Genomic DNA, 20658 nt, shown 5'->3' with positions numbered 1-20658 from the left:
TTTACCCTCACCGTTTAGTCCCCTCTCCCCGCGGGGAGAGGGTTAGGGTGAGGGGCAGAACTACAATCTCACCGGCTTGATATGCCAAATCTCATCGGCATACTCCTGAATCGTCCTGTCGGACGAGAAGTAGCCCATATTGGCAATATTATGCATAGCGCGGATGGTCCACTCCTCCGGGTGCTGATAAAGCTGGTCGACCTTTTCCTGGCAGTCAACATAGCTGCGGTAATCCGCCAGCACCTGGTAGTGATCGCCAAAGTTAATCAGCGAGTCCACCAGGTCACGATAGCGGCCGGGCTCCCCCGGGCTAAACGCGCCGGTGGCGATTTGCGTTAGCACCTGGCGCAGCTCTTCATCCTGCTCATAATATTCACGCGGGTTGTAGCCTTTACGCCGCAGCTCCTCCACCTGTTCCGCGGTATTGCCGAAGATAAAGATATTCTCCTCGCCAACGTGATCCAGCATCTCAACATTGGCGCCGTCCAGCGTGCCGATGGTGAGCGCCCCGTTGAGGGCAAACTTCATATTACTGGTCCCAGAAGCCTCGGTTCCCGCCAGAGAAATCTGCTCGGAAAGATCCGCCGCCGGAATAATCAGCTGGGCCAGGCTAACGCTGTAGTTGGGAATAAACACCACTTTCAGCTTATCTTTCACCTGCGGATCGTTGTTGATAACCTCCGCCACGTCGTTGATCAGGTGGATTATATGTTTCGCCATGTAGTAGGCAGAGGCCGCCTTCCCGGCAAAGATATTCACCCGCGGCACCCACTCCGCCTGCGGATCGGCCTTGATGCGGTTATAGCGGGTAATCACGTGCAGGACGTTCATCAGCTGGCGCTTGTACTCGTGAATACGCTTAATTTGCACGTCAAACAACGCATCCGGGCTGACCACCACGTTCAACTGCTGGCCAATGTAGGTTGCCAGCCGTTTTTTATTGGCTAGCTTGGCCTTGCGCACCGCCTCATGCACCGTCGGGTAATCAATATGCTGCTTCAGGTCATTAAGCTGGCTGAGATCGGTGCGCCAGGTCTGGCCGATGTTTTCATCCAGCACGTCAGAGAGCGCAGGGTTCGCCAGCGCCAGCCAGCGCCTCGGCGTAACGCCGTTTGTCTTATTACTAAAGCGCATCGGGAAGATGCTGGCGAAGTCGGCAAACAGCGACTGCACCATCAGGTTGGAGTGCAGCTCGGAAACGCCGTTCACCTTATGGCTCACCACGACTGCCAGCCACGCCATACGCACGCGCCTGCCGTTGGACTCATCAATAATTGACGCTCTGCCAAGCAGCCCGGTGTCGTTGGGATACTGCTCCTGCAGGGTCTTCATAAAGTAGTCGTTAATCTCGAAGATTATTTGCAGGTGGCGCGGCAGGATTTTACCCAACATATCCACCGGCCAGGTCTCCAGCGCCTCGCTCATTAAAGTGTGGTTGGTGTAGGAGAACACCTGGCATGTCACCTCGAAGGCCTCTTCCCACGAAAATTTGTGCTCATCAATCAGCAGCCGCATCAGCTCCGGAATCGACAGTACGGGATGGGTGTCATTCAGGTGGATGGCCGTTTTTTCGGCCAGATTGGCGTAGGTTTTATGCAACTGATAGTGGCGGCTCAGAATGTCCTGCATCGTCGATGAAACGAGGAAATATTCCTGGCGCAGGCGCAGCTCGCGGCCGGAGTAGGTTGAGTCATCCGGGTAAAGCACGCGGGAAACGTTCTCGGAGTGGTTTTTATCTTCCACCGCGGCAAAGTAATCGCCCTGGTTAAATTTACCGAGGTTGATTTCGCTACTGGCCTGGGCGTTCCACAGCCTCAGCGTGTTGGTGGCATCGGTATCGTAGCCGGGAATAATCTGGTCGTAGGCCACGGCGAGGATCTCTTCCGTTTCCACCCAGCGGGACCTTCTGCCCTCCTGCTGAATACGCCCGCCAAAGCGCACCTTATATCGGGTGTTGTGGCGCTTAAACTCCCACGGGTTGCCGTACTCAAGCCAGTAGTCGGGCGACTCTTTCTGGCGGCCATCAACAATGTTTTGTTTGAACATGCCGTAGTCGTAGCGGATACCGTACCCACGCCCCGGCAGGCCAAGAGTTGCCAGCGAATCGAGGAAGCAGGCGGCGAGGCGGCCAAGACCGCCGTTACCGAGCCCGGGGTCGTTCTCCTCGTCAATCAACTCTTCAAGATCCAGCCCCATATCTTCCAGCGCGTTCTTCACATCCTCATAAATACCGAGCGAAAGCAGAGCGTTGGATAACGTCCGGCCAATCAGGAACTCCATCGACAGATAATAAACCTGTCGCACCTCCTGGGAGAGCTGGGCGCGGTTGGAGCGCAGCCAGCGCTCTACCAGCCTGTCCCGTACCGCAAAGAGCGTGGCGTTGAGCCACTCGTGTTTATTGGCGATGGCAGGGTCTTTCCCCACCGTAAACATCAACTTATAGGCAATCGAGTGTTTTAGCGCCTCGACGCTCAGCGTGGGTGATGCATAGGAAAAGGGTGCATTCATATCAGTGATTCCTGGTGTATGGGTAATTACATCAAGCGTTGATAAAGGTCGCGGTATGCCTGCGCCGCTACCTGCCAGCTAAAATCCATATTCATCGCCTGCCGCTGCACAAAACGCCACAGCGACGGGCGGGACCACAGCACGAAAGCACGCCGGATCGCACGCAACAGCGACCAGGCATTACTGTCTTCAAACACAAAACCGGTAGCCACGCCGTCCGCCAGATTTTCCAGCGACGTATCGGACACGGTATCGGCCAGCCCGCCGGTTCTGCGCACCAGCGGCAGCGTGCCGTACTTCAGGCCATAAAGCTGGGTTAAGCCGCAGGGTTCAAAGCGGCTCGGCACCAGAATCACGTCCGCGCCGCCCATAATTCGATGAGAGAACGCTTCGTGATAGCCAATCTGCACCCCGACCTGGCCCGGATGCTCGGCCGCCGCGGCAAGGAAGCCTTCCTGCAAGACGGAATCTCCAGCCCCCAACAGCGCCAGCTGTCCGCCCTGCTCAAGCAGGCCAGGCAGCGCCTCCAGCACCAAATCAAGTCCCTTCTGGCTGGTTAAGCGGCTGACCACTGCAAACAGCGGCACCTTGTCATTCACCTTAAGCCCCATCGCGACCTGAAGCTGACGTTTGTTTTCCGCCTTCTCCTCCAGCGTGTCACGGGTGTAGCGCGACGCCAGCAGCAGGTCGCCCGCCGGGTCCCAAATCTTGTCGTCCACGCCGTTGAGAATGCCCGACAGCCGCCCTTCACGCTGGCGCTGGCGCAGCAGCCCTTCCATGCCGTAGGCGAAATGCGGGTCGGTTATCTCCCGAGCGTAGGTCGGGCTGACGGCGGTAATATGGTCGGCGTAGTACAGCCCGGCCTTGAGATACGAAATCTGGCCGTGGAACTCCAGGCCGTTCATATCGTAAAACGACCAGGGCAGGTCAATTTCACTTAAGTGATGGGCGTAAAACATCCCCTGGTAGGCCAGGTTATGCACGGTAAAAACGGACTTCGCAGGGCGGCCACGCGCCTCAAGATAAGCCGGAGCCAGACCCGCATGCCAGTCGTGGGCATGCACCACATCCGGATGCCAGAACGGATCCAGCCCGCAGGCCATCTCCGCGCCCACCCAGCCCAACAGGGCAAAGCGCAGCACGTTATCCTGATAAGCAAACTGGTTAGTATCGTGGTACGGGCTTCCCGGCCGTTCATACAGGTGCGGGGCATCAATCAGGTAAATGCCAACGCCGTTATACTGGCCGTAAAGCAGGCGCATCGGGCCCGCGAAAGTCTGACGATGCGCCACCACCTGAGCATCGCTAATGCCCCGCCGGATATCTGGAAAAGCGGGTAACAGCACGCGAGTATCCACTCCGCCGGCAATTTGCGCCGCCGGTAAAGCCCCGAGCACATCCGCAAGGCCGCCGGTCTTCAGCAGTGGAAACATCTCGGAACAGACATGTAAGACCTGCATTATCGCTCCCATATGGAAAGTCGCGGCGCTGTGTCTCAATCATCAGGCAACGCCAAACGATAAAAAACCGCCGCACGGCAGCGCCGTGCGTAGGCCAATTTATTGCGCGCATTAGCTCTGCAATTTCGCCAGCATCTCGCGCGTAACCAATACAATGCCCTCTTCAGAGCGGTAAAAACGGCGGGCGTCTTCTTCCGCATTCTCCCCAACGACCATCCCCTCAGGGATGACGCAGGCGCGGTCGATAATGCAGCGCCGCAGGCGACAGGAGCGGCCAACGATAACGTCCGGCAGCAGCACCGAAGAGTCGATATTGCAAAATGAGTTAATGCGCACCCTCGGGAACAGCACAGACTGCACCACCACCGACCCGGAGATAATGCAGCCGCCGGAGACCAGCGAGTTAAGCGTCATGCCGTGGCTACCGGAACGGTCCTGCACAAATTTAGCCGGCGGCAGCGGCTCCATATGGGTACGAATAGGCCAGTTCTGGTCATACATATCCAGCTCCGGCATGACGGAAGCCAGGTCAAGATTAGCCTTCCAGTATGCTTCCAGCGTCCCTACGTCCCGCCAGTAAGGTTCCGAGTTGGGGTCAGACTGCACGCAGGAGAGCGGGAAGGGGTGAGCATAAGCCTCGCCCGCACGGGTCACTTTCGGAATGATGTCTTTCCCGAAGTCGTGGCTGGAGTTTTCATCCTTATCGTCTTCTTCCAGCAGCCTGAAAAGGTAATCGGCGTCAAAGATGTAAATCCCCATGCTGGCCAGAGATTTGCTGCTGTCGCCGGGCATCGTAGGCGGGTTGTCCGGCTTTTCGACAAACTCGATAATTTTCTCGTCAACATCTACCGCCATAACGCCGAACGCCGGTGCCTCATGCACCGGCACCGGCAGGCAGGCCACGGTGCAGCGCGCGCCCTTCTCTACGTGGTCGATAAGCATGCGCGAGTAATCTTGCTTGTAGATGTGGTCCCCGGCGAGGATGACCACGTATTCGGCATCATAGCGACGAATAATATCGAGATTCTGGGTGACCGCATCCGCCGTACCGCGATACCAGTTTTCACCGTGAACGCGCTGCTGAGCCGGGAGCAGATCGACAAATTCGTTCATCTCTTCGCTAAAGAACGACCAGCCGCGCTGAATATGCTGCACCAGGGTGTGTGATTGATACTGAGTAATGACCCCGATACGGCGAATACCTGAGTTGATGCAGTTGGAGAGCGCAAAATCAATAATGCGGAACTTGCCGCCAAAATGAACGGCAGGTTTGGCGCGGGTCGACGTAAGATCCTTCAGGCGAGTTCCGCGGCCTCCGGCCAGAATTAATGCGACGGACTTGATGGGCAGTTGTCGAGCCAGCATCAACGGATCGTTTTTCTCAAACCTAACCATGACTAACTCCTTTTCATGACTTTTGGAACACGCAAACTCCGTGCGCAGGACCATGCCATACAGCCATCACTACCGGGTTATCCTCTCCGGCAAACGGAGGAACGGCGTGCCATTCCCCTTCAGGTAGCACTATTTCTGCCACTTCTTCGGTGGCGTTAATGGCTATCAGCCAACGGTCAGACAGCTGGATTTGCAGGCGATGCACTCCGGTCTGCCATTCGTCGACGTTCAGAGGCTGCGCCTCTTTATTCAGCCAGCGGACGTTGCCGTCCCCCTCTTCCCACCAGCGGTTTGCCGTCAGGGCCGGGATGGTCTGGCGCAGATGAATCAGTGCCGCGGTAAAAGTCGTTAAGCCGTCATTCCCCTGCTCCCAGTCGAGCCAGGTCAACACGTTGTCCTGGCAGTAGGCATTATTGTTGCCGTGCTGGCTGTGGCCGTGCTCATCCCCGGCCAGCAGCATCGGCGTGCCCTGGGAAAGCAGTAACGTAGTCAGCAGCGCGTGCACGCTGTCGCGCCGTCTCTCCTTGGTCGTCGGGCTGGCTTCCAGGCCTTCAAAGCCATAGTTATTGCTGAAATTGCTGTTGGTGCCATCGCGGTTATCTTCTCCGTTGGCTTCGTTATGCTTTTGGTTAAAACTCACGCAGTCGCGCAGGGTAAAGCCGTCGTGGGCGGTGACTAAATTTATACTGGTGGACGGCAGCCGCTCGCCGTGGCGGTAAACATCGCTCGACCCGGCAAAGCGGCAGGCGAACCCGCCCAAGGAGAGATCCTGCTGCAACCAAAAGCGGCGCATGCCGTCGCGGAAATGATCGTTCCATTCCGCAAACAGCGGCGGGAAGTTGCCGACCTGATATCCGCCCTGCCCGATATCCCACGGCTCGGCTATCAGCTTGACCTGCGAGAGCAGAGGGCAGTTTTTGATCGCCTCAAACATCGGCGCATCCTGCCGGAATTCCGGCGTTCTCCCCATAACCGAGGCAAGATCGAAGCGGAAGCCGTCAATATGGAAACTCTCTACCCAGTAGCGCAGGCAATCCATCATCTGGGCCACTACGCCGGGAGTGCTCAAATTCAGCGTATTGCCGCAGCCCGTCCAGTTCTGATAGTCGCCGTTGTCCATTAACCAATAATAGCTACGGTTGTCGATTCCGCTCAGGGACAGGGTCGGGCCGTCCTTATCCAGCTCCGCGCTATGGTTGAGCACGATATCGAGCAGCACCTCAATACCGGCTTCGTGCAGGGCCTTAATCGCGCCCCGCAGCTCGTTGGCCGCTTTATGAGGGTTTTGATCCACCGCGTAATAGCTTTCTACCGCATAAAACGCCCGGGGGTTGTAGCCCCAATAGTTACTCAGCCCAAGCTGCGAGATCCTCGGTTCGGTAACGAAATGCGCCACCGGCAGCAGCTCCAGCGCCGTGATCCCCAGCCGTTTGAAGTAGTCGATCATCACCGGGTGACCCAGCGCGGCGTAGGTTCCGCGTAGCTCCTCGGGAATACCGGGATGCAGCAGCGTTAACCCGCGAACGTGGGCTTCATAAATAACCGTGCTGCCCCACGGCGTACGTGGCGGCTGATCTTCTTCCCAATCAAAATGCTCCCTGACCACCACGCATTTGGCCATGTGAGGGGCGCTGTCTTCAGGATTCGGTTGCTCATAGCCGCAGTGAAAGTGCGGGTGATCTTCTGCCCCGCCGACGACAACCCGCGCGCAGGGGTCCAGCAAGAGCTTGGCGGGGTTAAAGCGATGGCCATTTTCAGGCTCCCACGGCCCATGAACGCGGTAGCCGTAAACCAGGCCGGGTTTGCCATCGGGCAGATAGCCGTGCCAGATGTCGCCGCTGCGCGACGGCATGTCGTAACGCCGCTCGTGGCCGTGCTCGTCGAACAGGCACAGCTCCACTTTTTCCGCGTTGGCAGAGAACAATGTAAAGTTCACGCCTTTGCCGTCGTAATGGGCTCCGTAAGGCTCGGGGCGTCCCTTAGCAAGCTGCGTCATTCGCCCTCCCGGATCAGCCAGAGAGTGGACAGCGGCGGCAGCGTCAAACATAGGGAATGCTCCCGCCCATGGCTTGGCTGCGGCTCGCTGCGCACCGTTCCGCTGTTACCGGCATTGCTGCCGTGGTAGTGCATGGAGTCGGTGTTTAACTCTTCGCGCCAGCGCCCCGGCTGGTTGATACCGAAGCGATAATGGTAGCGCGGCACCGGCGTGAAGTTGCTGGCGACAATCACCTCGTTACCCTGCGCATCGCGCCGCACAAAGATAAATACCGAGTTGGCTTTATCCTCCACCACCAGCCATTCAAAACCGTAATTATCGAAATCCAGCTGATGCAGCGCGGCGTGCCGCCGGTAGGTGTGGTTCAGGTCGCGCACCAGCCGCTGCACGCCGTGGTGCCAGTTATCGCCGCCCTGCAACAGGTGCCAGTCGAGGCTGGTATCGTGGTTCCACTCGCGGCCCTGGGCGAACTCATTGCCCATAAACAGCAGTTTTTTGCCGGGGAAGGCCCACATCCAGCCGTAGTAGGCACGCAGGTTGGCGAACTTCTGCCAGGCGTCGCCGGGCATTCTGTCCAGAACGGATTTTTTGCCGTGAACCACTTCGTCATGCGACAGCGGCAGGACAAAGTTTTCGGTGCCGTTGTAGAGCATGCCGAAGGTCATTTTGTCGTGATGATGCTGGCGATAAACCGGGTCGAGCTTCATATAGTCGAGCGTGTCGTGCATCCAGCCGAGGTTCCACTTAAACCAGAAGCCGAGGCCGCCCATGCTCGGCGGACGCGACACCCCGGCGAAGTCGGTAGACTCTTCCGCCATGGTGACCGCCCCCGGCGTTTGCTCGCCGATGATGCGGTTGGTGTTACGCAGAAACTCAATGGCCTCGAGGTTTTCTCGCCCGCCGTATTCGTTCGGCAGCCATTCGCCTGGCTGGCGGCTGTAGTCGCGGTAAATCATCGAGGCGACCGCATCCACGCGCAGGCCGTCAATGCCGAAGCGTTCAATCCAGTACAGCGCGTTACCCACCAGATAGTTGCTGACTTCCCGGCGGCCATAGTTGTAGATAAGGGTATTCCAGTCCTGGTGATAGCCTTCGCGCGGGTCTCCGTGCTCGTATAGCGCGGTCCCGTCGAACTTCGCCAGCCCCGAGTCATCCGTCGGGAAGTGGCCCGGAACCCAGTCCAGCAGCACGCTCAGCCCGGCCTCGTGGGCAGCATTGATGAAGTAGATAAACTCATCCCGCGTGCCGAAGCGCCGCGTTGGAGCATAGAGCCCCTGCGGCTGGTAGCCCCAGCTACCGTCGAACGGATGCTCATTAATCGGCAGCAGCTCAATGTGCGTGAAGCCCATGTCCTTGACGTAAGGCACCAGCTGTTCAGCAAGTTCGCGGTAGCTGAGCCAGAAGTTATTGTCGCTGTGCCGTCGCCACGAGCCGAGATGCACCTCATAAATAGAGATCGGCTGGTCAAAACCGTTGGCCTTCTGGCGCTCGGGGCTGAGAGTGGTTTTCTCCGGCAGGCCGCAGATCAGGGAGGCAGTGTCGGGGCGCATTTGCGCTTCGAAAGCGTAAGGATCTGCCTTAATGCGCAGATGCCCGTCGGCATCCACCAATTCGAACTTATACAGCTGCCCGTTGTGCGCACCGGGGATAAACAGCTCCCAAATTCCGCTTTCGCGGCGCAGCCGCATCGGGTGGCGACGGCCGTCCCAGTAGTTAAACTGACCAACAACGGATACCCGGCGGGCGTTAGGAGCCCAAAGCGAGAAGCGCGTTCCGGTCACGCCATCCATCGTGGCGGCATGGGCGCCTAATGTTTCATACGGGCGAAGATGGGTGCCTTCGGAAAGCAGCCAGCTATCGAGTTCCTGAAGCAGCGGGCCGAAGCTATAAGGGTCGTCAATCAGGTTTTCCTGACCGTGCCAGACCACGGCGAGCTGGTAGCGAAAAGCATTTTTACGGCGAGGAAGAAGCCCGCAAAAGAAACCGCGGGAGTCGAGACAGTCGAGTTTGCTCACTTTGCGCCCGGTTTTCAGTTCGATAACCCAGACTTCGGTGGCGTCAGGCAGCAGCGCGCGGACTTCAAGCCCGGCTTCTGTTTGGTGCATTCCCAGCAGGGAAAACGGATCGGCAAAGTGACCCGTAATTAGCGCATTAATCACGTCTCTTTCCGGAAGAACAGACATGGCATTTTCCTTTTTTATGTGTCACTTATGACCCGCGCTACGCCTGCGCGCAGGTACGACACTTATCATTGACCCCGGCGAAAGGCACCCAACTCCTGTAAGCCCATTCGCCCAATACTCGCCCAACGCTTGCGCGTTATGACTTAAGCATAGCCAACGCTTTATTGACTCCTCGTGAAATAAATTAATTACCCCGTTTTACTCCATGTAAAACGCAAAAAAAGAGGGGCAACAATGCCCCTCTGCTAAATTCGCTTGATTATGCGAGCGCCCGTAACATTCTGCGCAGCGGTTCGGCAGCGCCCCACAGCAGCTGGTCGCCGACGGTGAAGGCCGAAAGATATTCAGGCCCCATATTCAGCTTACGCAGGCGGCCAACCGGAGTAGACAGCGTGCCGGTTACCGCGGCAGGCGTCAGCTCGCGCATGGTGATATCGCGGTCGTTTGGCACCACTTTCGCCCATGGATTATGCGCGGCCAGCAGCTCTTCAATGGTCGGGATGGAGACGTCTTTCTTCAGCTTGATGGTGAACGCCTGGCTGTGGCAGCGCAGCGCGCCAACGCGCACGCAAAGGCCATCAACCGGAATAACCGAAGAGGTCGCAAGGATCTTGTTGGTTTCCGCCTGGCCTTTCCACTCTTCGCGGCTCTGCCCGTTGTCGAGCTGTTTGTCGATCCACGGGATCAGGCTGCCCGCCAGCGGCACGCCAAAGTTATCGACCGGCAGGTTGCCGCTGCGGCCCAGCTCGGTCACTTTACGTTCGATGTCGAGAATAGCCGAAGCCGGGTTAGCAAGCTCGGTTGAAACTTCGTTATACAGCTGGCCCATCTGGTTCAGCAGTTCGCGCATGTGGCGCGCGCCACCGCCGGAAGCCGCCTGGTAGGTTGCCACGGAAACCCAGTCAACCAGGTCGTTGGCAAACAGGCCGCCGAGGGACATCAGCATCAGGCTGACGGTGCAGTTGCCGCCCACGAAGGTTTTCACGCCTTTGTTCAGGCCGTCCTGAATGACGTGCTGGTTAACCGGGTCGAGGATAATAATCGCGTCATCTTTCATGCGTAGAGAAGAAGCTGCGTCAATCCAGTAACCCTGCCAGCCGCTTTCACGGAGCTTTGGATAGATTTCGTTGGTATAATCGCCGCCCTGGCAGGTCACTATGATATCCAGCGCCTTCAGCGCTTCCAGATCAAAGGCGTCCTGCAATGTAGTGCCGGTAGCGCCGGCAAACGTAGGGGCAGCCTGCCCAAGCTGGGAAGTGGAGAAGAAAACCGGACGAATGGCGTCAAAATCGCGCTCTTCCACCATGCGTTGCATGAGTACAGAGCCGACCATACCGCGCCAGCCAATAAAACCAACATTTTTCATAGCGACTTAATCCTGCAGAGATGATTGCGTGTGTAAGCGCTGGCAGTGAGCCAGAACATCACTCCACCTTACAAAATGCAGCCAAAGTCGCAAGTGAAATTAATCAATGATATCCGCCGTGTCAGAAACAAATCTTATTAACAGAAATAACTTGCCAGATTTTGGGGAAAACAGATGACAGAAATCATATCCGCTGCGGTTCTACTGATCCTGATTATGGACCCGCTCGGCAACCTGCCGATATTTATGTCGGTACTGAAGCATACCGAGCCTAAGCGCCGCCGGGCAATTATGATCCGCGAACTGCTGATTGCCCTGCTGCTGATGCTTATCTTCCTGTTTGCCGGGGAAAAAATCCTCGGTTTCCTGAACCTGCGGGCGGAAACCGTCTCCATTTCAGGCGGGATTATCCTGTTCCTGATAGCGATTAAGATGATTTTCCCGACTCAGGAAGGCAGCTCGTCCGGCCTGCCCGCCGGTGAAGAGCCGTTTATCGTACCGCTGGCTATTCCGCTGGTTGCCGGCCCTTCTCTGCTGGCGACGCTGATGCTGCTTTCGCACCAGTATCCAAACCAGATGGGGCATTTAGTGGCCGCGCTGATGCTGGCCTGGGGCGGCACCGTGGCAATTTTGCTGCAATCGTCGCTGTTCCTGCGCCTGCTGGGAGAGAAAGGGGTTAACGCCCTTGAGCGCCTGATGGGCCTGGTGCTGATTATGATTTCCACCCAGATGTTCCTGGATGGGATTCGCACCTGGATGCGTGGGTAAAGCAAACCCTCACCTCTTATTTTTCCCCTCGCCCCTCCGGGGTGAGGGGCAATCCTGGAAAATGGCGTATCCCCCCTCACGAACACATATATCGATATGGCCCCGGCTCGCATGCACGCAGCCAGAGGTGAAGGTTTTCCTGCTTCAGCGTATACATGCCGCCAAAAAACGGATCGACAACCAGCCATCCCGGCACGCCGAAGAAAATAATGTTGCCGAACAAATACCAGTGGCTTAAACGGGTTTCCAGCGGAAGGGACATCGAGTAATACCCTTCATGCTTTAGCGTCAGCGTGTAGTTTTTCTTCCCGAAGTAGCTGCCATCCGTCTTTTTAAGCGTAACGGAGCCTGGCGTGGTGCCCTGCGCGGCGATGTCACCTTTGTCATCAAAAATCGTGAAGGCTGCGCTGGCTGGCGTGCTGTCGATATAAACCGTGGCGTCATTGTTACTCACTAGCGTTGCACAGCCGGTTAGCAGCGGGAATAACAGTAAGAAGAGTAATTTTTTCATTCGGACGCTCTCTCTTTAATAGGGAGTAATAGCGTCACGATGAGAGGCAAGCTTAATCGTAGAAAACAAAACACCCGGCAATAGCCGGGTGTTTTGAAGCAAGATTGGACGCGCGATTAAGACAGCAGGCTGAACGCAATCATCCCGACAATCGCCCCGGTGGTGCCGAGGATGGTTTCCATCATCGTCCAGGTCTTCAGCGTTTGCGCTTCGGTCGCGCCGGTAAACTTGCCGAACAGCCAGAAGCCCGCGTCGTTTACGTGGCTCACCACGATAGACCCACCCGCGATACAGATAGACAGAGCGGCCATCTGCGCGCCGTTATAATGCAGCTGTTCGATAACAGGCATCACCAGGCCAACGGCGGTCAGGCAGGCTACAGTCGCGGAACCCTGAATAATGCGTACCGCAGCGGCCAGCACGAAGCAGGTGATAGCAATAGGCAGGCCCATGCCGGTTAGCGCTTCACCCAGAGCGGGACCCACGCCGGAGTCGACCAGTACCTGTTTGAACACGCCGCCCGCGCCGATAACCAGCAGGATGATACCCGCAGGCTGCAACGCCTGGCCGCAAACCGCCATCACCTTCTCTTTTTCCATGCCCTGCCGGTAGGCCAGACCATAAATCGCTACCAGGCAAGCAACCAGAATCGCGGTGAACGGGTGGCCGATGAACTCGAGCCATTCGTACAGCGTGGAGCCAGGCGCGGTAAAGCGAGCGGCGATTGTTTTCAGGCCAACCAGCACCAGCGGCAGCAGAATAAGCGACAGGCTGAAGCCAAACGACGGCAGTTTGCCCTCGCCTAAATGCGGCTCGGAGATGTCCTCCGGGATTTTCAAATCAACAAATTTGCTGATAAAGCTGCCGAACAACGGCCCGGCGATAATCATGCCCGGGATAGCGGCGCACAGACCAATCAGGATCATCCAGCCAAAGTCGGCGTGCATCTGGGAAGCCAGCAGCATTGGTGCAGGCCCCGGCAGCAGGAACGCAGCGGCGGCGGCAACGCCCGCAAATAGAGGAATAACCAGCTTCACAAGGTTGGTGCCGGTGTGGCGAGCCATGGAGAACGCGACGCTAATCAGCAGCACGATAGCCACTTCAAAGAACAGCGGCAGCGCGCAAATCAGACCGGCCAGACCAATCGCATAGTGAGCGCGGCTGTGGCCGAAAGATTTCAGCATCTTGACGGCAATCTGATCCACCGCACCGGTTTCATGCAGGATCTTGCCGAACATCGCGCCAAGCGCGACGACAATGGCCAGGAAGCCCAGCGTGCCGCCCATGCCTTTTTGCATAGTGTCAGCGATTTTGTCGAGCGGCATCCCGGAAAACAGGCCTGCGCCAATAGAAACCACCATCAAAGCAACGAAGGCATGCATACGCGCCTTCATTACTAAAAACAGCAGTAACAGCACGGAGCCGACTGCCGTTAAAACAAGCGTTAATGTACTCACTCTGCGCTGCCTTGGTTAATTAATGCGAGGGTGCTGGCGACAACGCCGTCCAGCGGCTGGTCGATATTGACGACCAGAACATCTTTTTCATCCGCCTGCGGCTCTTGCAGGGTTTCGAATTGGGTCACCAGCATCTGGGTTTTGAAGAAGTGGCCTTTGCGAGCTTTCAGGCGGCTTTCAATCACCTCGAAATCACCCTTCATATAGATAAAGGAGAGATTCGGGTTGCCGTCGCGCAGCAGGTCACGGTAGTGCTTTTTCAGCGCCGAGCAGACGATCAGCGAAACCTTATTGGTACGCTGCATGGCGAATGCCGCGTCGTTTAACGCCTTCAGCCATGGAGTGCGATCGTCGTCGTTCAGCGGTTCGCCGGAGGCCATTTTCAGGATGTTGCTGCGAGGATGCAGGAAGTCGCCGTCCAGGAACGCAGCGTTCAGCCGATGGGCAACTTCGCTGGCAACGGCGGATTTACCGCTGCCGGAGACGCCCATCAGGACGTAAATATGGTGGTCGTGATTAGTAGTGCTCATGATGGCTCCGACTCTGACACAAAACTTTGCGTCTAAATTTGTTACGGGTAACAGTTACCGATAACATTTTCCGGGCTGGCTGCACAATAAGCAATAACCATTAGCTTGCAAAGTGTATATCTGTGAGCTACATCAAATAAAAAAATAGACTAAATCGAGCCGCCGGGCGACAGCGTAAAGCCTAAATCGAGCATTTGAGGTGTGATGGTTTCACCGCGAATACGCGCCAGCAGCCGCTCGGCACCGATGCGCCCCATGCGTTCGCGCGGGGTCAGCACGCTGGCGAGGCGCGGCTCCATGACCTGGCCAATATCGTGGCCGTGGAAACCGGCAATCGCCATATCCTGAGGAATGCGCAGGCCCTGGCGCTGGCACTCAAAAGCCGCGCCGATCGCTAAGTCATCGTTGGTGCAGAAGATGCTGTCGAGCTGCGGGTACTCACGTTTTGCCTGGCGCAGCAGCTCAATACCGGTGGAATAAGAAGAGGAGTTTTCAATCATCACGCTGTAGGGGGTCAGCCCCGCATCGAGCATCGCCTGCTCGTAGCCTTTTTGCTTGATAAGGGTACGTTCATCGAGACGCGCCCCAAGGTAGGCCACATGTTTGTGGCCCCGGGCGATAATAGCCGCCGTCATCTGGCGAGCTGCTTCAAAGTTATCGAACCCCACGGCGATGTCCAGGCAAGGCGACACGCTGTCCATCAATTCCACCACCGGTATACCGGCGACTTCAATCATCTTCAGCGTTCTGGGAGTGTGGTTGCGCTCGGTCAGGATCAGGCCGTCGATGTTCCACGAAAGCATCGACTCCAGGCGCTCCTGCTCCAGCTCGGGCTTGTAGCCATAGTGGGCGAGCATAGTCTGGTAGCCGTGGGCATCAATAACGTTTTCAATCCCGCGCAGCACTTCGGCAAACACCTGGTTGGTGAGCGAAGGAAGCAGGACGCCAATAGCGCGGCTGGTTGAATTAGAAAGGATATCCGGCGCACGGTTCGGGATATAGCCCAGTTCATCTAACGCGGCGGCAATTTTAACCTGCAGCGCGGCAGACACCTGGTCAGGATTGCGTAAGAAACGGCTGACCGTCATTTTGGTCACGCCTACGCGATCTGCAACATCCTGTAGTACCGGTCTTTTCTTTTTCATCGTCCTGCCTGGCTTGTAAAGTTTCGACAGCCGAGTTTAGCACGGACAAAAGAAAACCCGCCCTTTTTCAGGGGCGGGTTGTGACGGGTAACGTTTATACCGACGGCAGATCGAACAGCAGTATTTCGCTCGCTTCGTTGGCATGAACAGAAATAGCCTGCTCATCCCACACGGCTATCGCATCACTGGTTTTTGCCTGCGTGCCGTTGATGGAGACATCGCCTTTCACGACCTGGATCCACACGCGGCGATCGGCCGGAATTTGGTACACCGACGGCTCATCTTTCGCCAGCGCCCAGCGCGACAGTTCCATATCCTGATAAACCTTCAGGGAGCCGTCACGGGCATCCGGGGAAAGCACCAGCTGGCGGCCCTGCGGCGCATCAAAACGGCGCTGATCGTAACGCGGCGTAATCCCGGTTTTTTCCGGAATGATCCAAATTTGGTACAGGCGCAGCGGTTCGGTTTCGCTGGCGTTGTACTCGGAGTGACGGATGCCGGTCCCAGCGCTCATAATCTGGAATTCACCGGCAGGCACGCGTTCTTTATTGCCCATGCTGTCCTGGTGTTCTACCGCGCCTTCCAGCACGTAGGTCAGGATTTCCATGTCTTTGTGCGGGTGAGTCCCGAACCCCTGGCCGCCGTCGATAACATCTTCGTTAATCACGCGCAGCGCCGAGAAGCCCATAAAGTTAGCATCGTAATAGTCGGCAAAAGAGAAGGTATGCCAGCTATCCAGCCAGCCGTGATTAGCGTGGCCGCGGTCCTGTGCTTTTCTTAAATAGATCATGATATGTCCTCCGCAATTCGTTTGATGGGATAAGTGTGGACCCATTTAGCGGAGGATCATAGAGGGTGAAAATTGACTCCTCTGTTCAAAAAAAATGAATAAGTCAGAGAAGCCAAAATACCATCAGGAGAGGCTTATAGCGGCGGGAGACGGCTGTTCAAATCCGCATTCCAGAATTTCCAGATTGGTGAGAACTTCAATTTCACTGACGTAATTCGGCTTGCCGTTTATCAGGGTTTCATACAGCGCATCGTAAACGCGGCCATAGTCGCCCTGCTCCGGCTTCCACTCTTCACGTACCGTTTCTCCGGATTCGTTCACATACTCAAGCTGCGCCACGCTGCTGTCGGCGGCGAAGCCCGGTTCGCCCGGCATGATGTACGCCTTGAGGCTGGTTTCCTGCTGGTCGATACCATATTTCACAAACGAGCCTTTGGTGCCGTGAACGATAAATTTCGGGTAGTCGATTTTCACCAGATGGCTGGTTTTCACGATGGCCTTCAGGTCGCCATAGAACAGCTGGGCTTCAAAGGTGTCGTCCGGATTGGCTTTATTACGCAGGCTGCGAATGTCGTAGGCAACGTGGTCGGGGCGGCCAAACAGGGAGATGATTTGGTCCATGGTGTGCACGCCAAGGCCGTAGAATGCGCCGTCCGCAGGTTTGCCCGGGTTAGCGGCCGCCTCAGGGCGATACATATCAAAGTGGCTTTCGATTTCCACGATTTTGCCAAGCTTGCCGCTCTCGATGGCTTTTTTCATGGTCAGGAAGCAGGAATCAAAGCGGCGGTTCTGATACGGCGAAACAACAAGCCCTTTTTCCTTCGCCAGCGTCAGCAATTCACGCGCCTCGGCAAGCGTTGGGGTAAACGGTTTTTCCACCAGCACGTTTTTACCCGCTTCCAGCGCTTTTTTTGCGTACTCAAAGTGGCTGTCAACGTGGGTACAAATCACCACCAGCTTCACTTCAGGATCGTTGAGAATATCGTCCAGCTGGCTGGTAAAGTGGATGCCCGCGTATTGCGGTTGCTGCTCCAGCTCCGGCTTTTCGCTGCGGCGGAAGATGTGGGCAACGTGGAGCTTATCTTTGCGGACCAGAACGAACGGGAGATGGTAGCGGGTGGTGCTTTTACCGAAGCCGATAAAGGCGCAGTGTAGGGTCATTTCATTGTCCTTTTTGATTTGAGCTGCCTTTACCTTACTGCATTTTTCACCCGTATTTTATTAAAACTGGACAAAGGTTTGCCCAAATTAGTTGGAGTTGTAGCAAGGCGGAAAGGGAAGGCATCCCGATGAGCTTACTTAGGTAAGTGATTCGGGTAACTGAGCGCAGCCAACGCAGCTACGGCTTCAAATAAGAAAGACTGAGGTTTGCCCACATTAGTTGGAGTTGTAGCAAGGCGGCAAGGGAAGGCATCCCGATGAGCTTACTTGGGTAAGTGATTCGGGTAACTGAGCGCAGCCAACGCAGCTACGGCTTCAAATAAGAAGGGCAAAAAAAAAGCCAGCACCCGGCTGGCTAAAGTAATACTGGAAGCAATGTGAGCAATGTCGTGCTTTCAGGATGTCTCCGTAGGGGTCTCCCCTGAACGCATGGCAATAATAATCATTATCATTCGCACTTGTAAAGTTTTTTTTGAAAAAAATGGCATTGACTTGAACTTCAAAGTCAATGATGTTTAAAAGGTTTTCCATAACCCATTGAGGAGAAAAGGATGAAATCTGTTGTCGTGCGTCACGCCGAACCCGGCGATGCGGAAGCTTTACAGAAAATGTATGCCCATCCGGCGCTTTACCGCGACACGCTACAGCTACCTCATCCTCCTCTAAAAGCCTGGTATGACCGAATTACTGACCCCAAACCGGGCAGCCGGCATCTGGTGGCCTGCGTTGGAGATGAGATTGTCGGGCAACTGACGCTGATGGTGGAGCAGTCTCCGCGCCGCAGCCATGTGGCAACATTTGGCATGGGCGTGCATGCCGATCATCAGGGCAAGGGCGTTGCTTCGGCTCTGATTCAGGAGATGGTTAACCTGTGTGACAACTGGCTGCGCATCAGCCGTATTGAGCTAACGGTGTATACGGATAATGCACCCGCGTTGGCGGCCTACCGCAAGTTTGGCTTCGAGGTGGAAGGCACCGGCAAGCGCTTCGCCCTGCGCGACGGCGAGTATGTGGATGCTTACTTTATGGCACGTTTTAAACCGGAGTAATTTTTACCCTCACCCCGCCCCTCTCCCTAACAGGGAGAGGGAGAAAGAAAAACTGGCTTCAACTTGAACGCACCCCTCTCCTTTTTAGGGAAAGGGGAAAGTAAGAACAATCAGTACCCTGCCGCTAAATCATCTACCGAGCGTGGGTCTGAAGCGCCGTAAAGCTTGCCGTCCGGCGCGACCATAATGCTTTGCGTACTGCCCATAGCCGCCTTCACTTCGACGTTTTGCCCCTTCTCTTTAAGCAGTTTTAGCGTATCCGGGCTAAAGCCCTTCTCCACCCTCAGCTCGTCCGGCAGCCACTGATGATGGAAGCGCGGGGCATTGGCCGCTTCGGCAACGTTCATTCCAAAGTCGATGCTGTTGACCACCATTTGCAGCACGGTGGTGATAATGCGGCTACCGCCCGGGCTACCGGTCACCAGCCATGTTTTACCGTCTTTCACCACAATCGTCGGCGACATAGAAGAAAGCGGGCGTTTATGTGGCCCCACGGCGTTGGCCTCCCCACCTACCAGCCCGTAAACGTTGGGCGTGCCGGGCTTGGCGGAGAAGTCATCCATCTGGTTATTCATCAGAATGCCGGTATTACCCGCAACGATGCCGGTGCCAAATACGGTATTGAGCGTATAGGTTACCGCCACGGCGTTGCCGTCTTTATCCACCACCGAGAAATGTGTGGTCTGGTCGCTTTCATAAGGGGCAAGTTTGCCGGGTTTGATTTCACTCGACGGGCGGGCTTTGTTGATATCGATTTTCTCGGCCAGTGATTTCGCATAGGCCTTGCTGGTCAGCGCCTGCCAGGGCACCTTCACAAAATCCGGATCGCCGAGATATTCCGAGCGGTCGGCGTAGGCATATTTTTCAGCCTCGGCCATAACCTGCATCGCATCGGCGCTGCCGAAGCCATATTTCGCAAGGTCGAAGTTTTCGAGAATATTCAGGATCTGCACGATATGAATACCGCCGGAAGACGGAGGCGGCATGGAGTAAACCTCATAGCCACGGTATTCGCCGCTAACGGGCTTGCGTTCCACCGCCTTGTAGTTAGCAAGATCCGCCTTGCTTATCAGCCCGCCGTTTTTTGCCATCTCTTCGGCAATCTGGTCGGCAATCGCGCCTTTATAGAAAGCATCCGGCCCCTGCTCAGCAATCATCTCCAGGCTTTTTGCGAGGTTTGCCTGCACCAGCTTATCGCCTTTTTGCAGCGGCTGGCCGTCAGCTTTCCAGAAAATGGCCTTGCTGTTTTCGTGGTTCGGGATCACTTCCGCACCGTACTGCTTGAGATCGTCCGCCAGCGCATCGTTGACGGTAATACCATCACGCGCCAGCTTGATCGCAGGCTGCACCACTTTGTTCAGCGGCATAGTGCCGTATTTCTCCAGCGCCAGGCTAAAACCGGCCACGGTGCCGGGCGTGCCGGAGGCCAGGTGTGAGGTCAGCGATTTTTTGCTGTCTGCATTACCTTTATCATCCAGGAACATATCGCGGCTGGCTTTCTCAGGCGCCATTTCACGGAAGTCGATGGCGACGGTTTTGCCGTCTTTCGTTCGCAGCATCATAAAACCGCCGCCGCCAATATTCCCCGCCTGCGGGTGCGTGACCGCCAGCGCATAACCCACGGCGACTGCGGCATCAACCGCATTGCCGCCCTGCTTTAAAATCTCAACGCCAACCCGGGTTGCCGCCGCATCCTGAGAAGACACCATTCCATGTTCGGCTACAACAGGATGGTGAACATCCACTTCCACGCCGTAAGAAACCGGCGGAGGAGCCGCAACACCCGGCAGGCATAGCCCAATTAACAACGCCGGGATAGCGGCCCAGCTCAGCTTTTTCCACTGTTTTATCATCGTTATATCCTCATTTACCCGGGGAAAGTCCCCGCTTAATCCTGGTTCACAAATCCGAAATAATCACCGTGTGAAGGGAAACGGAGTAAACTTAAAAAGCCCCTGACGGGAGGAGATGACGATGAAAAAAGTATGGCTTTTGGCAGCACTGCTGCCCTTAACGGCGCTCGCCCAGCCGCTGAACACCACCAATAATCCAAACCTGCCTGGCTACCAGAATCCGAGCCAGCAGCGCATGCAGTCGCAAATGCAGGCTCAGCAAATTCAGCAGCAGGGGATGCTCAAACAGCAGCTTCAGACGCAGAGCCAGCGTCAACAGCAGCAGCTACAGACGCAGCTCAACAACAACTCGCAGCGGGTTTTACAATCTCAGCCGGGGATAAGGGAGCAGCCGCTACCGAGCGGCAAAAACGGGATGTTGAAGGGAGGAAACGGCGGCATGCTGAATCAAAATAGCTCAACCCTGCCGCCCGTTACGCCGTAAAA

Annotated in this window: 16 protein-coding genes; 3 read left to right on the top strand and 13 right to left on the bottom strand. The window is 56.2% G+C overall.

Translation table 11 applies throughout. From position 1 onward, the window contains the following. Window positions 1-60: 60 nt before the first annotated feature. The 6 genes from glgP to asd all read right to left on the bottom strand — a co-directional run bounded on the left by glgP (window position 61) and on the right by asd (window position 10908). Window positions 61-2508: a glycogen phosphorylase gene (glgP, locus tag FOC35_RS10130; RefSeq protein WP_172568840.1), complete on the bottom strand. Its 2448-nt coding sequence runs from the start codon at window positions 2506-2508 to the stop codon at window positions 61-63. A gap of 26 nt (window positions 2509-2534) precedes the next feature. Then, window positions 2535-3968 carry a glycogen synthase GlgA gene (gene glgA, locus FOC35_RS10125; protein WP_039898903.1) on the bottom strand — a complete coding sequence of 478 codons (1434 nt, stop codon included), beginning with the start codon at window positions 3966-3968 and terminating at the stop codon, window positions 2535-2537. Window positions 3969-4079: 111 nt separating this feature from the next. Next, entirely contained in the window at window positions 4080-5363 is a 1284-nt protein-coding gene (gene glgC / locus FOC35_RS10120; protein WP_039898904.1) for a glucose-1-phosphate adenylyltransferase, read from the bottom strand. Between the two features lie 13 nt (window positions 5364-5376). Beyond that, window positions 5377-7359 carry a glycogen debranching protein GlgX gene (glgX, locus tag FOC35_RS10115; protein ID WP_172568839.1) on the bottom strand — a complete coding sequence of 661 codons (1983 nt, stop codon included), beginning with the start codon at window positions 7357-7359 and terminating at the stop codon, window positions 5377-5379. After that, on the bottom strand, window positions 7356-9542 hold the full coding sequence (glgB, locus tag FOC35_RS10110; protein WP_039898905.1) for a 1,4-alpha-glucan branching enzyme: 2187 nt from the start codon (window positions 9540-9542) through the stop codon (window positions 7356-7358). Before glgB ends, glgX begins: the two co-directional genes overlap by 4 nt. 259 nt (window positions 9543-9801) lie before the next feature. After that, the gene (gene asd / locus FOC35_RS10105; protein WP_016538558.1) at window positions 9802-10908 is read right to left on the bottom strand and encodes an aspartate-semialdehyde dehydrogenase; all 1107 of its coding nucleotides are present in this window, start codon (window positions 10906-10908) and stop codon (window positions 9802-9804) included. Between the two features lie 174 nt (window positions 10909-11082). On the opposite strand from asd, the gene FOC35_RS10100 reads away from it, so the two are divergent. Continuing rightward, window positions 11083-11676, top strand: a complete 594-nt coding sequence (locus FOC35_RS10100) for a YhgN family NAAT transporter (RefSeq protein WP_016538559.1) — start codon at window positions 11083-11085, stop codon at window positions 11674-11676. Between the two features lie 76 nt (window positions 11677-11752). Here the strand turns inward: FOC35_RS10100 and FOC35_RS10095 are convergent, their stop codons facing one another. The 6 genes from FOC35_RS10095 to FOC35_RS10070 form a co-directional block, all read right to left on the bottom strand. Beyond that, the gene (locus tag FOC35_RS10095; protein WP_172568838.1) at window positions 11753-12187 is read right to left on the bottom strand and encodes a hypothetical protein; all 435 of its coding nucleotides are present in this window, start codon (window positions 12185-12187) and stop codon (window positions 11753-11755) included. 116 nt (window positions 12188-12303) lie between these two features. Further along, on the bottom strand, window positions 12304-13644 hold the full coding sequence (gene gntU / locus FOC35_RS10090; protein ID WP_039898906.1) for a gluconate transporter: 1341 nt from the start codon (window positions 13642-13644) through the stop codon (window positions 12304-12306). Beyond that, window positions 13641-14174, bottom strand: coding sequence for a gluconokinase (gntK, locus tag FOC35_RS10085; RefSeq protein ID WP_172568837.1), 534 nt, complete (start codon window positions 14172-14174; stop codon window positions 13641-13643). The genes gntU and gntK overlap by 4 nt, the downstream gene beginning before the upstream one ends. A 149-nt stretch (window positions 14175-14323) precedes the next feature. Beyond that, on the bottom strand, window positions 14324-15319 hold the full coding sequence (gntR, locus tag FOC35_RS10080; RefSeq protein ID WP_016538563.1) for a gluconate operon transcriptional repressor GntR: 996 nt from the start codon (window positions 15317-15319) through the stop codon (window positions 14324-14326). A 94-nt stretch (window positions 15320-15413) separates the two neighbouring features. Further along, window positions 15414-16109, bottom strand: coding sequence for a pirin family protein (locus tag FOC35_RS10075; protein ID WP_172568836.1), 696 nt, complete (start codon window positions 16107-16109; stop codon window positions 15414-15416). Window positions 16110-16232: 123 nt separating this feature from the next. Beyond that, entirely contained in the window at window positions 16233-17270 is a 1038-nt protein-coding gene (locus tag FOC35_RS10070; protein WP_172568835.1) for an oxidoreductase, read from the bottom strand. A gap of 551 nt (window positions 17271-17821) precedes the next feature. On the opposite strand from FOC35_RS10070, the gene FOC35_RS10065 reads away from it, so the two are divergent. Next, window positions 17822-18319 carry a GNAT family N-acetyltransferase gene (locus FOC35_RS10065; protein ID WP_172568834.1) on the top strand — a complete coding sequence of 166 codons (498 nt, stop codon included), beginning with the start codon at window positions 17822-17824 and terminating at the stop codon, window positions 18317-18319. A gap of 110 nt (window positions 18320-18429) precedes the next feature. On the opposite strand, the gene ggt is transcribed toward FOC35_RS10065, so the two are convergent. After that, window positions 18430-20172 carry a gamma-glutamyltransferase gene (gene ggt, locus FOC35_RS10060; protein ID WP_172568833.1) on the bottom strand — a complete coding sequence of 581 codons (1743 nt, stop codon included), beginning with the start codon at window positions 20170-20172 and terminating at the stop codon, window positions 18430-18432. A 121-nt stretch (window positions 20173-20293) separates the two neighbouring features. On the opposite strand from ggt, the gene FOC35_RS10055 reads away from it, so the two are divergent. Continuing rightward, complete coding sequence (locus tag FOC35_RS10055) at window positions 20294-20656, top strand: DUF2756 family protein (protein ID WP_172568832.1); 363 nt, start codon at window positions 20294-20296, stop codon at window positions 20654-20656. Window positions 20657-20658: the final 2 nt, after the last annotated feature.

Origin of the sequence: Cedecea sp. FDAARGOS_727, from assembly GCF_012273235.1 — a bacterium.
Taxonomy (GTDB): Bacteria; Pseudomonadota; Gammaproteobacteria; order Enterobacterales; family Enterobacteriaceae; genus Cedecea; species Cedecea davisae.
The sequence above is the reverse complement of the archived record's forward strand: the minus strand, read 5'-3'. Positions and strand labels throughout refer to the sequence as shown.

Bases quoted from the DNA above. Each gene is read 5' to 3' on its own strand.
- glgP (WP_172568840.1), bottom strand. From the start codon at position 2,508: ATGAATGCACCCTTTTCCTATGCATCACCCACGCTGAGCGTCGAGGCG.
- glgA (WP_039898903.1), bottom strand. From the start codon at position 3,968: ATGCAGGTCTTACATGTCTGTTCCGAGATGTTTCCACTGCTGAAGACC.
- glgC (WP_039898904.1), bottom strand. From the start codon at position 5,363: ATGGTTAGGTTTGAGAAAAACGATCCGTTGATGCTGGCTCGACAACTG.
- glgX (WP_172568839.1), bottom strand. From the start codon at position 7,359: ATGACGCAGCTTGCTAAGGGACGCCCCGAGCCTTACGGAGCCCATTAC.
- glgB (WP_039898905.1), bottom strand. From the start codon at position 9,542: ATGTCTGTTCTTCCGGAAAGAGACGTGATTAATGCGCTAATTACGGGT.
- asd (WP_016538558.1), bottom strand. From the start codon at position 10,908: ATGAAAAATGTTGGTTTTATTGGCTGGCGCGGTATGGTCGGCTCTGTA.
- FOC35_RS10100 (WP_016538559.1), top strand. From the start codon at position 11,083: ATGACAGAAATCATATCCGCTGCGGTTCTACTGATCCTGATTATGGAC.
- FOC35_RS10095 (WP_172568838.1), bottom strand. From the start codon at position 12,187: ATGAAAAAATTACTCTTCTTACTGTTATTCCCGCTGCTAACCGGCTGT.
- gntK (WP_172568837.1), bottom strand. From the start codon at position 14,174: ATGAGCACTACTAATCACGACCACCATATTTACGTCCTGATGGGCGTC.
- gntR (WP_016538563.1), bottom strand. From the start codon at position 15,319: ATGAAAAAGAAAAGACCGGTACTACAGGATGTTGCAGATCGCGTAGGC.
- FOC35_RS10075 (WP_172568836.1), bottom strand. From the start codon at position 16,109: ATGATCTATTTAAGAAAAGCACAGGACCGCGGCCACGCTAATCACGGC.
- FOC35_RS10070 (WP_172568835.1), bottom strand. From the start codon at position 17,270: ATGACCCTACACTGCGCCTTTATCGGCTTCGGTAAAAGCACCACCCGC.
- FOC35_RS10065 (WP_172568834.1), top strand. From the start codon at position 17,822: ATGAAATCTGTTGTCGTGCGTCACGCCGAACCCGGCGATGCGGAAGCT.
- ggt (WP_172568833.1), bottom strand. From the start codon at position 20,172: ATGATAAAACAGTGGAAAAAGCTGAGCTGGGCCGCTATCCCGGCGTTG.
- FOC35_RS10055 (WP_172568832.1), top strand. From the start codon at position 20,294: ATGAAAAAAGTATGGCTTTTGGCAGCACTGCTGCCCTTAACGGCGCTC.